Genomic DNA, 12,174 nt, shown 5'->3' with positions numbered 1-12,174 from the left:
TGGCATAAAAACTGCTAAAAAATCTGAAAAAGTTACTGACAAAAGCGGCCAAATTAATGTAGATTGGCGCACTTTTGAAATTAAACACAGGGGGGATCGTTCGTCTCAAACGATCCTTATTAAACATGACTGATCCTTGATCAACGATTAAGAGGATAACGCCGTTGACTAATATTTCTGGGACTCAATCGGCAGCTAAACTGCAAAAAACGCTAGGTCTCTGGCACATCATTATTATTGGTTTAGCTTATATTCAACCAATGACATTATTTGATACTTTCGGTTTAGTATCAGAAGAAAGTCATTATCATGTGCCAACGTCATATATCATTGCTTTAATTGCAATTTTATTCACGTCGATCAGTTATGGTCACATGATTCGTCGCTACCCTTCCTCGGGTTCAGCCTATACCTATGCGCAAAAGTCCATCCATCCGAATGTCGGATTTATGGTCGGTTGGTCATCATGGTTAGACTATTTATTGTCTCCAATGGTCAACATCATTCTTGCCGTGATTTACCTTGAAGCCTTATTCCCTGATGTAAACCATTGGGTCTGGGTGGTTGGTTTAACTGCATTTATGACCGCGGTCAACTTACGTGGTGCACGCTTCGTTGCAAACTTTAATGGTTTGATCGTTTTTGTACAGTTAGGTGTGATTGCTTACTTCACGTGGATGGTTTACAGCTTACTTGCTGGTGGCGTCAACGCAGATGGTACTTTGGTCAATGCAAAATATCAGTTATGGAGTTTAGAGCCATTCTGGAATGAGCTTACTTCACTGGGTGCCCTGATTACAGGTGCGACTTTGCTGTGCTTCTCATTCACAGGTTTTGACTCGCTCAGCTCGCTGGCAGAAGAAACAAAAGATACCGAGAAAACTCTACCTAAAGCGATTTTCTTAACGGCACTCTTGGCTGGTGTGATTTTTATTATCAGCACCTACTTCATGCAGATTTACTTCCCGAACGATCCAAAGACTTACTTTGAAGATGTTGCTGCAACACAGCCTGACATTTTACAAGCCGTCGGTGGTGTTGCGTTTAAAACGGTGGTGCTGTACTTCGCAATTGTAACTGTTATGGCATCGGGTATTTCGGCACATGCAGGCGTTTCACGCTTAATGTATGTGATGGGCCGCGATGGCGTGATTAACAAGAAGATTTTTGGTCACATTAGTCCGAAAAGCTTCACACCGTCTTATAACATTCTCATTGTAGGTGCTGTGGCATTAACCGCTGGCTTCATGGACTTAGACATCGTCATTTCGATGATCAGCTTCGGTGCATTAACTGCATTTACCTTTGTAAACTTATCGGTGATTTCAAGATATGCACTGCGTGATGGCCGCACAAAGAATATTAAAGATATCTTGAGCTTTGTGATAATTCCAATGTGTGGATTCCTCAGTATCTTTGCCATGTGGCTAGAGATTGAAGAAACCGCGTTGAAATTCGGTTTATGGTGGGCAATGTTTGGTATTTTATACTTAGGTTATAAAACCAAAGGCTTTAAGCAACCTGCACCACAACATAATGAATTTGACGATCCGCTCTAATCTTTCATTCAAAAAGAAAAAGACGCCAAGTGCGTCTTTTTCTTTTTTAAACTAGAGCTAAAAAACTAGCCCTTAAATTGTTTAGTCATTTTAGCAATACGTTGTGCATAGGCTTTTGTGGTTTCGAGATCCCCGGCTGGGATTTCATCCGTACTTGCATCCGATGGTGATTGAACCAACAAACCTACAGAACCACCCAAATTATTTACATCTTGACGGGTTGCCGCTTTACTGTTGGCAGGCAATAAGCCCAAGCTTACCCAAATACCGCCATGCTGCGATGCAAGTGTTTGCAGTTGAATTAAGGTCACTTGCTTATCACCATTTAAGCTTGCACTATTGGTAAAGCCACCGAAAATTTTATCTTGCCATGCACGAGTAAACCATTTTTTTGAAGATGCATCGGCAAACTTTTTAAATTGCCACGGTGCAGTACCCATATAAGTTGGTGCACCAAATACAATTGCATCAGATTGATCCAATGTCTGCCAATTTTGCTCTGAAATGTCGCCATTTGGGTCAATCTCCACCAAATTTGCACCAATTTCTTGCGCAAAAGTTTGTGCAATCACTTTGGTATGTCCATAGCCTGAATAAAAAACCACTGAAATATTCGACATTTTAGTTTCCTCTTTTGAATTAGTTGATTGGCATTGCTTCGTCAAGCATGACGCTGCGTAAACCATTAAAAATAAATAGTATGAAATATCTTAAACACTGGCCTGATCGGGCTTGAGCTTCACATAACTTGCAACTTCAGCGCTTAGACCCTGCTTCAACTGCTGGGTCTTTTCACCGACCAAAACTTCATAAGCATTTTGCTTGATGCCTTGAAAGACTTCTTGGGCTACTGTTTCTGACGCAATCTTTGGAATAGGTAATGAACGAGTCAGATCGGTGTCAATAAAACCCACATGCACCCCCATGACCTGAATATTAAATTGAGACAACCACTGACGACTTGAGTTGGTATAGGACCATGCTGCTGCCTTAGAAATGGCATAACTGGTCAAAACAGTGCTTGGCTCCCAAGATACATCCGAGAGAATATTGACCACATAAGCCTGTTGGTTCTTTTGCAAGATCGGAACAAAAATTTGCGTCACCCACATCAAACCCAATAAATTGGTTTCCAAAATCTTTTGCGTAGTCGTGATAATACTGGCATCGACAGGATGTTCATTCAAAAGCTCAATGCCCGCGTTATTCACAAGAATTGTGGTATCTGCGCATTGTTCTGCTGCCTGCTGAATAGATGCTTTGTCATTTACATCCAGTTGAATCGGGGTAAGACCTTCTTCCTGAAAGCTCCCAATCTGGCGCATACCCACATAGATCTTTTTAGCGCCCTGACGACGTGCCTCCCGAGCCATGGCAAGTCCTAAGCCACGATTCCCACCCGTAATAAAAACAACAGCCTCTGAAACTTTCATTATGTGATCCATCCAATTGCCAGTATCTTGCGAAAGCGTAGTCTGATGACAGCGCTGCATTAAGTCTGTATTCATGATACACTTATGAAACTTAGTATCAATTAGTTACCACTTAGTAACTGGTCTGTTTGATTGTTTCAAATGAAGATAGAACGTAAAAGGAGCATGATTAGAAATGAATAAGCCAATGAAATTTAATATTTTTCATCCAGATTGTCCTGCTCGTCTTTTTTTTGAAAAATTTGCAGACAAGTGGATTTTATTGATTGTGTATACGCTGGATCAAGAGTCACAGCACTTTAATGAGCTTAAGAAAAATGTTTTAGGTATTTCACCTAAAGTACTGTCACAAAAATTAAAGATCTTAGAGCGCGATGGTTTTTTGACGCGAACCATTCATGAAGACAATGTGATTCGAGTGGAATATGCGTTAACTGAAATTGGCAAAGACTTTGCTCAAAATGCCTATCAAATGAAAGATTGGGTCGAAGCCAATATGCTTAAAGTTTTAAAATCCAGAGCTGGATTCGATCAAAAGCTAGAAAAAACAGAGCCCGCTTAAGCGGGCTCTGTCACAGTAATTTGATTAGGCTAAAGGCTTAAAACCCTGCTGACGCCATGCTTCATACACAATCACGGCTGTCGCATTGGATAAGTTCAAACTGCGCGAGTTTTCAGCCATGGGCAAACGAATCCAATGCTCTTTTGGAAACAACATACGAACCTGTTCAGGCAGACCACGTGTCTCAGGTCCCATGAGTAAAGCCACAGGGCGATTCAAATCCGAAGTATGCGGTGTTTCCGTTCCTTTGGTGGTTAGAGGATAAATCGCGTTTATATCGACACCTTTTTCAGCTAAATTTGCTAAACACTCATCGAATGTTTCCCAAATTTGCATGCGCGCCCACTCGTGGTAGTCCAAACCTGCACGTTTGAGTTTTTTATCATCCAGCTCAAAGCCAAGTGGCTTAACCAAATGCAGCTGCGCTCCAGTATTGGCACATAAACGAATGATATTCCCTGTGTTTGCAGGAATTTCGGGCTCGTATAAAACAACATGGATCACAGCTTTTCTCTACTCTTTCAATATGGCAAAAGTTAATCTTGCCACTGTAATTGTTCACGCAAACTCACTACATCACCAATGATGGTCAATGTAGGCGCTTGAATATGATTTTCTTCAACTTTTGATGCGATATCCGCTAAGGTCCCGACCAACACTTTTTGTTCTAGCGTGGTACCTTTCGAGATCAAAGCAACGGGCATATCTGGACGCTGGCCATGCTCAATTAACTTTTCACAAATTTTTTCTAAACCAACCAAGCCCATGTACAGCACAAGCGTTTGATTCTGATAGACCAACTCATCCCACGGTAACTCAGGCGAACCTTCTTTTAAATGTCCGGTAAGGAAACGCACGCTTTGTGCATAATCGCGATGTGTCAGAGGAATGCCTGCATAAGCCGAACAACCCGAAGCGGCAGTAATCCCCGGCACTACTTGAAATGGTACACCTGCAGCAAAAAGCTCTTGGATTTCTTCACCACCACGACCAAAGATGAAAGGATCACCACCTTTTAAACGGCAAACACGTTGACCTTTTGAGGCATATTCCACTAGTAAGGCATTAATGCCTTCTTGCGGAACAGCATGGTTAGAACGGGCTTTACCCACATAAATTTTTGTTGCATCTCGGCGACAGAGTTCCATAATCGCAGGGGAAACCAAACGATCATAAATCACCACATCGGCTTGTTGCATCAAACGCAGTGCTTTAAGGGTCAGCAACTCAGGATCACCTGGACCTGCACCAACCAAATACACTTCACCTTTCGGGGTTTTCCACTCTGCCAGTGCTTGCTCGATTAAACTATCTGCTTCTGTCAGATTGTCATGAAAAACTTGTTCTTTCAGTGGACTTGCATATAGATCTTCCCAGAAAACACGGCGCTCGTCAGGATTAGAAATCTTCGCTTTCACCGCTGCACGCCATTTTCCTGAAAATTCAGCCAGCTTACCCATCCCATGTGGAATACTGGTTTCAAGCTGGGTTCGAATTTGGCGAGATAACACGGGGGATGTACCATTGCTGGCCACTGAAATCACCAAAGGCGAACGATCGACAATGGCAGGAACCATAAAACGACAATGTGGTGGATCATCAACACTGTTGACCAGTATTTTCAGCGCTTCACAGTCCTCAAAGACTTGAGTATTCACCGCATAATCATCTGTTGCAGCAATCACTAAACGGTAGTCATTGAGTTGAATCTGCGCAGGATATAGCGCTTGGATATATTGCCCTTGGCTTTCTTCAACCAGTTGCAATAAATTTGCATCAATATCAGGAGCAATGACATGAATCAGCGCTCCTGCTTTATGTAACAACACTGCCTTACGGTAAGCAATATGCCCACCACCGACAATCAGACAAGGTTGCTGTTGCAACTTTAAAGAGATTGGAAAAATATCCACACACGACCTCAATGAGTTTTATCTGACTGTCTTAAAGCAATTATTGTGCACAAAACTGTGCAGTACATCGACTTTATTAGTCAATGTACTCAGCGCCGCCCATATAAGGACGAAGCACGGTTGGGATTTCAATCGAACCATCAGCACGTTGGTAGTTTTCCATGACCGCAAGTAAAGTACGGCCCACAGCCAAACCTGAACCATTCAGCGTATGTACAAATTCAGTTTTCTTTTGATCTGCACGGTAACGTGCTTTCATACGACGCGCTTGGAAGTCACCCATGTTTGAACATGAAGAAATTTCGCGGTACGTATTTTGACTTGGTACCCAGACTTCAAGATCGTAAGTTTTAGTTGCACCGAAGCCCATATCACCACCACAAAGAATGATCTTACGGTACGGTAAACCAAGTGCTTTCAAGATCCCTTCAGCATGACCTGTAAGCTCTTCAAGCGCTTGCATTGAGTCTTCTGGTTTAACAATTTGCACCATTTCAACTTTGTCGAATTGGTGTTGACGAATCAAGCCACGCGTATCACGACCATATGAACCTGCTTCACTACGGAAACATGGCGTATGTGCTGCATATTTCAGTGGTAAACGGTCTGCATCAATAATTTCATCACGCACGAAGTTGGTTACAGGAACTTCCGCAGTTGGAATGAGGTAATACTCTTTTTCACCTTGTAATTTGAATAAATCTTCTTCAAATTTAGGCAATTGGCCTGTACCACGGAGTGAGTCAGCATTGACTAAATACGGCACATAAGCTTCGGTATAACCATTTTCCAAAGTATGCGTATTCAACATGAACTGGGTAATCGCACGTTGTAAACGAGCAAGTGGTCCTTTGAGCACGCTGAAACGAGAACCTGTCAATTTGGTCGCAGTTTCAAACTCAAGGCCACCCATCCACTCACCTAAGTCAGTGTGATCTTTAATTTCGAAGTCAAACGTACGCGGGGTACCCCATGTGAGGATTTCCACGTTATCGCTTTCGTCTTTTCCTTCAGGAACAGACTCATCTGGCAAGTTTGGAATGCTGAGTGATTTCGCTTCAAGTTCAGCTTGTAATTCAGACAAAGCGACTTCTGCAGCTTTGATTTCATCACCAATCGCTGACATACGCGTCATAATTTCAGATGCATCACCACCAGCTTTTTTAATTTGGCCAACTTGTTTTGCACCCGAATTACGTTCAGCCTGAAGAGATTCAGTTTTGGATTGAATCTCTTTACGGCGAGCTTCTAGTGATGCCCATTCTTCAACATTCAGTTGTACACCACGTTTTGCTAAGGCTAAATTTACAGCCTCAATATTATTTCTGAGTAATTTCGGGTCGATCATAGCCAATCTTTTGCAAAGAAAAAAACTGGCTATAGTGTAAGCGCTTCAAGCCGAAAAATACAGTCACGCGATCACTAGCTGTGGCTTATTACAGCAATTTTTATGGCTTTTCTTTGCTCGCTTTTTCTCGTTCAGCTGCATAATCGACAAAACTTGGCAAATATTCCGCCTTAATTAAGCCACTGGCTTGTTGATAAGGTAAAACCAATTCAGACATCCCTTCTGCATAAGATGCTAATTCGTATAAGGGATAGACGAACACCACACCTTTGGCACTCATATAATAATTATCGGTCAGCTTCAATTGCTCGCGTGAAATATTATGATCGGACAGCCACATGCTATTGGCACCATACAATGCATCTAATAATTGAGACTCTGTCTTGTCTACCACGATATCACTCAGCGCAACCCGTTTTTTCGTTGCCAAATCTAAGGTGATGTACTCGTTGTGATACATGCCATGTGCGGCACGCGCTGGGTAGTGATAATACATCAAGACAAAATCAGCATATTTTCCACGCTGCGCCACATAACGGACATCAGACAAAGTTTCACTGAGCATGTTTTCATCAATCTGTGGCTTTGACTGCTTCAAACTTTCAAATGCCACAGGATTGGCTTTTTTCATCCGTTCATCAAAATATTGATTGATCCATGGGACATTGGTTTCCAAGCTGTACAGCTGGTATTGGGTACATCCTTCCTCATCACAAGCAATAGAATGTGCCAATTGTAATGGTCGAACTTTTGCCTCAATCAGTGGCAAAGTCTGTGTGACTTGAGCTGGTTTAGTTGTCTCTTCACTTTTTGCAGCGTTACTGTCATTTTGTGGCTGACATGCACTCAGCAACCCCGTACACAACATCATTGCGAAGACAGATCCAATTTTATTGTTATGAAGTAATATCATGATTTACCCGCAGTTAAGTATTCAATAGCACAGACTATACAAAGCACAGCCATAACTTCCCACCACGTTATGTAACTGAACTTGATCTAATAAAAAACCACCCGAAGGTGGTTTTGAACAACAGACTCATATTATTGGTCAATAATGTCTGTGCCTTTAGGCGGAGTAAAATTAAAGGTTGAAGCTGGAATATTGGTATTTACCTTGGTGTTATTAAAACGCACATAGGTTGTTTGTCCCAAAGAATCTTCTAAGATCATTAGCGTCGGCGCATTTTTCGCACCAAAACTGATCGTCAAGCTTTGAAATGCACCATCATCGCTTTTTGGGTACAAGGTATAGTAGGTTTTGCTCTGATTTGGTTGCGTAATACGATATGACTTACGAATCTGTTCCGTATTCCCTGACAATAATAGTGCAGGGGTATTCGCCACCTGTTCATCTAAAGTCTGACGAACTGCTTGCTGTAAGTCTGGATCATAAATCCAAACCGTTTTGCCCGAAGTCACAATGGTTTGTTTTGCAGGGCTTGTAGTTTCCCAATAGAATTTCCCTGGACGCTCAACTTTCATCACCCCTTTAAAGGTCTGATTCATGTGCTGGGCAGATAAACCTTGTTTCTTCGGTGCTTTAGATGAATTTGTGACTTTGGTGGTTTGCTCAAAGTTAGAACTGATACTTTGGATACCACTCAACTGTTTCACTAAACTCGTCGTCGCTTGTTGCTCCGATGCTGCAACCGGAGCTGCAAATACTGTACTGCTCATAACAGGGCCAAGTGTTACTACACCTACTGTCATTGCACATAAAGTCTTACGAAGCATTTTCATAATCTCACCTTTTATAATTTGCGCAGTCGCAATTTGTTAGATGAGCTATCTTAAATCAAATTTTATGGCTAATAATTGAGAATATAAGAAGATTTGTATATTTATTGGTGCTTAATGTTGTGAAATATCCATCATGATGAAGATCAGATGTGCTCTTTACATATAGAAAAGCCTCTGAATGTGCAGAGGCTTTTCTAACTGAGGTTAAGAATTATCACTGTCATTTCCATTGCCAACCAATTGCTGCACCTGCACCGAAATCACCTTCGCTATTGGTTGTCACTGCGATTTTATACACATATTTGTTACTATCAGTCACACCACTGAGACCAAAAGCATAACCTTGCTCACCTTCCCATGTACCCACACCGGCACTAAACATGTTGTAGCCAGCATCTGTCGGTTGCGGTAAAGATGCTATCGCGATACTTGATGCTACTGCTGCATAGGTTCGATCTTCAAGTTTTCGCATGTCTCTGTTCAAGGCATTTATACGGCTATCGGTATAAGCATTTGCTTGGTTGAGAGTTTGTTGCCCAACTTGGTTCACATAAGTTTTTGCTTCATTCAGGATGTAGGTGTCAGCAGCATCCATCACTTCTTTAGAAATACCATTAGTACCGTTTGTACCTTTAAGGCTGGCCAACCATTGAGTAATGCTACCCTCAAAGCCATTACCAACTGCAACATCATAAGCACTAAAACCTGTTGCACCTGTCATCCCTGTATTACCCATATCGCCTTTTAAGCTCGCGAGCCATTCCGTAATGGTACCGTCAAAACCATTAACTTGCGCAACTTGATAAGCATTATATCCTGTCGCTCCCGTTTCACCTTGCACACCTTGGATACCTTGCTCACCCTGTAAGCCTTGGAGGCCTTGTTCACCTTGTGCTCCAGTATCTCCTTTCACACCATCAAGACCGTTAAGACCATCTACGCCATCTTTACCATCTTTACCATCCAGTCCGTTGGTTCCGTTAATGCCATCCACACCATCTGTTCCTTGCAAACTCTCTAACCATGCCTCCTCTGTACCTATAAAACCGTTGTTCACAGCTACCTGATAAGCACTATCACCATCAGCCCCTGCAGGTCCTGCGGGTCCTGGTATTCCACTTCCGGGACAACTATCTGTGTCTTGATTAGAATTACACGAACTTGCAAAAACATTTGTATTCGCTGTCATTAAAATCACACTTAAAACAAGCACGTTCATAGCAAACCTTTGTAGACAATGGTTTGGCTTAAGTGTTTGTAGATTCATTGCAGCAGAAACTGCAGTACTAATATGAGTATGTTCTTGTTTTAAGTTCTGACCAGAGACTTTCGTTATCTGGCTGTCTGAATTGCCCAAGACATTTGTATCTATTTTGTTCATATCTGTCTGCCTTTCTTTTAGTTTTGTTTTTTTATTACACTCCTATTTTTTTGTGATGCAAATCACTATTTATTAATATTTAGTGCTTTATCTCAAAATACAAAAAACACAAGAAAAATAAGCTAAAAATATGAATAGACGAAAAAAAACCCACAAAATGTGGGTTTTTCTTACTATTAAAACTTACGCTTCAACAGTTACGTAGCGACGGCCAAACTGACCTTTCACTTCGAATTTTACTACGCCGTCAGCGGTTGCAAACAAAGTATGGTCACGGCCCATACCAACGTTTTGACCTGCGTGGAATTCTGTACCACGTTGACGAACGATGATGTTACCAGCAGTCACAGATTGACCACCGTAAATTTTAACACCAAGCATTTTAGGGTTCGAATCACGACCGTTCTTAGTCGAACCACCGGCTTTTTTAGTTGCCATGTCTCATTACTCCTCGTGATTAGCCTGAAATAGCTGTAATTTTCAACTCAGTGAACCATTGACGGTGACCTTGTTGTTTACGGTAGTGTTTACGACGACGCATTTTTACAATACGGATTTTGTCGTGACGACCATGGCTAACTACTTCAGCAGTTACAGTAGCGCCAGCAACAACTGGAGCACCGATTTGAATGCTGTCACCATTTACTAGCATTAATACGTCATCAAACGTAATAGTTGCGCCAGTTTCAGCTTTCAACAATTCAACTTTAAGGGTTTCACCCTCTACAACACGGTGCTGTTTACCACCGCTTTGGATTACTGCGTACATAATGTACTCCAAACATGCCCGTGTCGTCGTGCCGATAAAGGAAGATATCGATCTTAATACGAACGCCACTGGGGTTAATCAAGGGCAAGGATTTTAAGTGATATTGACTCAAACAACAAGAGATTTGCCGAACTTATTAGACTAAATTAACGATTATTTAATAATCGAGAAAAACTCAATCAACAAATTACAGTTCAACTCTGGCTTGACTTTGCTTACAATGAAATAGATTTTTAAAATCAATCCGCTATAGTATGGATGAATTGATTTTTAAAATGTAAATAAGCCTACAAATGCAGTACGCTTATACATTGGGGAAATAAGGAACTGTCTTTCGTAAAATACAGCCTCGCACACTAGCGAGTCTTATTTATGATTGAAATGAATCATTTAGACAGGTATCCCTATTTACACAATACTGGTAATGCTGATTTTTATCACTTTATATAGATGAGGCCGCTCTTCAAATGACCATCGACTTTAAGCAAGATATTCTCGCCCCTGTAGCTCAAGACTTTGCCACGATGGACACATTTATTAATGAAGGCATTACCTCTAAAGTGGCATTAGTCATGGCGGTGAGTAAACATGTGGTTGAAGCAGGTGGTAAACGCATGCGTCCCATTATGTGTTTATTGGCCGCCAAAGCCTGTGGTGCAGAAGACCTTGAACGCCAACGTAAACTTGCTGCAATCATTGAAATGCTGCATACCGCAACTTTAGTCCATGATGATGTGGTCGATGAATCTGGCTTACGACGTGGTCGCCCAACGGCCAACGCGACTTGGAACAATCAGACCGCTGTACTGGTGGGTGACTTTCTGATTTCACGTGCTTTTGACCTGTTGGTCGATCTCGGTGATATGACCTTACTCAAAGATTTTTCTACAGGGACTTGTGAAATTGCCGAAGGTGAAGTGCTACAACTTCAAGCACAGCACCAACCTGAAACCACAGAACAAACTTATTTAGATATTATTCACGGTAAAACGTCACGTTTATTTGAACTGGCAACTGAAGGGGCTGCCATTCTTTCAGGCACACCGCAGTACCGTGAACCACTACGTTTATTTGCAGGCCACTTTGGCAATGCCTTTCAAATCATTGATGATATTTTGGATTACACCTCAGATGCTGAAACATTAGGTAAAAATATTGGCGATGATTTAATGGAAGGCAAACCGACTTTGCCGTTAATCTCAGCATTGAAAAATACAACGGGTGAAGAACATGACATTGTTCGTCGAAGTATTGCGACAGGTGGAACGGCAGATCTTGATCAAGTCATTGCTATCGTAAACAGTTCTGGCGCACTAGATTACTGCCGACAACGGGCGCATGAAGAAACCGAAGCCGCACTTCAAGCATTACAGGCTTTACCTGACAGCCAATATCGTCAAGCACTGGTCAATTTAACCCAACTGGCTTTACATCGAATTCAATAACAAATGATGCTTTAAAATGTT

13 protein-coding genes are annotated in these 12,174 nt (G+C 41.8%); 3 read left to right on the top strand and 10 right to left on the bottom strand.

Features of this window, described 5'->3' with window-relative positions:
• Nucleotides 1-164 precede the first annotated feature (164 nt).
• A complete protein-coding gene (locus ACSC9N_RS04045) occupies nucleotides 165-1,559 on the top strand; it encodes an APC family permease (protein ID WP_010327325.1) in 1,395 nt (464 codons plus the stop codon).
• 65 nt (nucleotides 1,560-1,624) lie between these two features.
• Here ACSC9N_RS04045 and ACSC9N_RS04040 read toward each other — a convergent pair whose 3' ends face one another.
• A complete protein-coding gene (locus ACSC9N_RS04040) occupies nucleotides 1,625-2,179 on the bottom strand; it encodes a flavodoxin family protein (RefSeq protein WP_010327326.1) in 555 nt (184 codons plus the stop codon).
• Between the two features lie 90 nt (nucleotides 2,180-2,269).
• Entirely contained in the window at nucleotides 2,270-3,052 is a 783-nt protein-coding gene (locus tag ACSC9N_RS04035) for an SDR family NAD(P)-dependent oxidoreductase (RefSeq protein ID WP_395475268.1), read from the bottom strand.
• 115 nt (nucleotides 3,053-3,167) lie between these two features.
• On the opposite strand from ACSC9N_RS04035, the gene ACSC9N_RS04030 reads away from it, so the two are divergent.
• Nucleotides 3,168-3,554, top strand: a complete 387-nt coding sequence (locus tag ACSC9N_RS04030) for a winged helix-turn-helix transcriptional regulator (RefSeq protein ID WP_004695464.1) — start codon at nucleotides 3,168-3,170, stop codon at nucleotides 3,552-3,554.
• 24 nt (nucleotides 3,555-3,578) lie between these two features.
• Here the strand turns inward: ACSC9N_RS04030 and ACSC9N_RS04025 are convergent, their stop codons facing one another.
• From ACSC9N_RS04025 to rplU, 8 genes are all read right to left on the bottom strand, one after another.
• Entirely contained in the window at nucleotides 3,579-4,058 is a 480-nt protein-coding gene (locus ACSC9N_RS04025) for a tRNA (cytidine(34)-2'-O)-methyltransferase (protein WP_010327328.1), read from the bottom strand.
• Nucleotides 4,059-4,090: 32 nt separating this feature from the next.
• Nucleotides 4,091-5,467 carry a siroheme synthase CysG gene (cysG, locus tag ACSC9N_RS04020; protein WP_010327329.1) on the bottom strand — a complete coding sequence of 459 codons (1,377 nt, stop codon included), beginning with the start codon at nucleotides 5,465-5,467 and terminating at the stop codon, nucleotides 4,091-4,093.
• A 76-nt stretch (nucleotides 5,468-5,543) separates the two neighbouring features.
• Entirely contained in the window at nucleotides 5,544-6,815 is a 1,272-nt protein-coding gene (gene serS / locus ACSC9N_RS04015; protein WP_004695457.1) for a serine--tRNA ligase, read from the bottom strand.
• A 100-nt stretch (nucleotides 6,816-6,915) separates the two neighbouring features.
• Nucleotides 6,916-7,728 carry an RsiV family protein gene (locus ACSC9N_RS04010; protein WP_010327330.1) on the bottom strand — a complete coding sequence of 271 codons (813 nt, stop codon included), beginning with the start codon at nucleotides 7,726-7,728 and terminating at the stop codon, nucleotides 6,916-6,918.
• 131 nt (nucleotides 7,729-7,859) lie between these two features.
• Complete coding sequence (lolA, locus tag ACSC9N_RS04005; RefSeq protein WP_010327331.1) at nucleotides 7,860-8,558, bottom strand: outer membrane lipoprotein chaperone LolA; 699 nt, start codon at nucleotides 8,556-8,558, stop codon at nucleotides 7,860-7,862.
• 220 nt (nucleotides 8,559-8,778) lie between these two features.
• Nucleotides 8,779-9,939, bottom strand: a complete 1,161-nt coding sequence (locus ACSC9N_RS04000; RefSeq protein ID WP_010327332.1) for a YadA-like family protein — start codon at nucleotides 9,937-9,939, stop codon at nucleotides 8,779-8,781.
• Between the two features lie 183 nt (nucleotides 9,940-10,122).
• Nucleotides 10,123-10,377: a 50S ribosomal protein L27 gene (gene rpmA, locus ACSC9N_RS03995; protein ID WP_004695443.1), complete on the bottom strand. Its 255-nt coding sequence runs from the start codon at nucleotides 10,375-10,377 to the stop codon at nucleotides 10,123-10,125.
• A 19-nt stretch (nucleotides 10,378-10,396) separates the two neighbouring features.
• Nucleotides 10,397-10,708, bottom strand: a complete 312-nt coding sequence (gene rplU, locus ACSC9N_RS03990; RefSeq protein ID WP_004695441.1) for a 50S ribosomal protein L21 — start codon at nucleotides 10,706-10,708, stop codon at nucleotides 10,397-10,399.
• A 467-nt stretch (nucleotides 10,709-11,175) separates the two neighbouring features.
• Between rplU and sdsA the strand changes: the two genes are divergently transcribed.
• Complete coding sequence (gene sdsA / locus ACSC9N_RS03985; protein ID WP_004982856.1) at nucleotides 11,176-12,153, top strand: All-trans-nonaprenyl-diphosphate synthase; 978 nt, start codon at nucleotides 11,176-11,178, stop codon at nucleotides 12,151-12,153.
• Nucleotides 12,154-12,174 lie beyond the last annotated feature (21 nt).

The sequence above is a fragment of the Acinetobacter sp. PC34 genome, assembly GCF_051789135.1.
In the GTDB taxonomy this organism is placed as follows: domain Bacteria; phylum Pseudomonadota; class Gammaproteobacteria; order Pseudomonadales; family Moraxellaceae; genus Acinetobacter; species Acinetobacter johnsonii.
This window is presented reverse-complemented; position numbering and strand designations above follow the sequence as displayed.

Bases quoted from the DNA above. Each gene is read 5' to 3' on its own strand.
- ACSC9N_RS04040 (WP_010327326.1), bottom strand. From the start codon at position 2,179: ATGTCGAATATTTCAGTGGTTTTTTATTCAGGCTATGGACATACCAAA.
- ACSC9N_RS04035 (WP_395475268.1), bottom strand. From the start codon at position 3,052: ATGCAGCGCTGTCATCAGACTACGCTTTCGCAAGATACTGGCAATTGG.
- ACSC9N_RS04030 (WP_004695464.1), top strand. From the start codon at position 3,168: ATGAATAAGCCAATGAAATTTAATATTTTTCATCCAGATTGTCCTGCT.
- serS (WP_004695457.1), bottom strand. From the start codon at position 6,815: ATGATCGACCCGAAATTACTCAGAAATAATATTGAGGCTGTAAATTTA.
- ACSC9N_RS04010 (WP_010327330.1), bottom strand. From the start codon at position 7,728: ATGATATTACTTCATAACAATAAAATTGGATCTGTCTTCGCAATGATG.
- lolA (WP_010327331.1), bottom strand. From the start codon at position 8,558: ATGAAAATGCTTCGTAAGACTTTATGTGCAATGACAGTAGGTGTAGTA.
- ACSC9N_RS04000 (WP_010327332.1), bottom strand. From the start codon at position 9,939: ATGAACAAAATAGATACAAATGTCTTGGGCAATTCAGACAGCCAGATA.
- rpmA (WP_004695443.1), bottom strand. From the start codon at position 10,377: ATGGCAACTAAAAAAGCCGGTGGTTCGACTAAGAACGGTCGTGATTCG.
- rplU (WP_004695441.1), bottom strand. From the start codon at position 10,708: ATGTACGCAGTAATCCAAAGCGGTGGTAAACAGCACCGTGTTGTAGAG.
- sdsA (WP_004982856.1), top strand. From the start codon at position 11,176: ATGACCATCGACTTTAAGCAAGATATTCTCGCCCCTGTAGCTCAAGAC.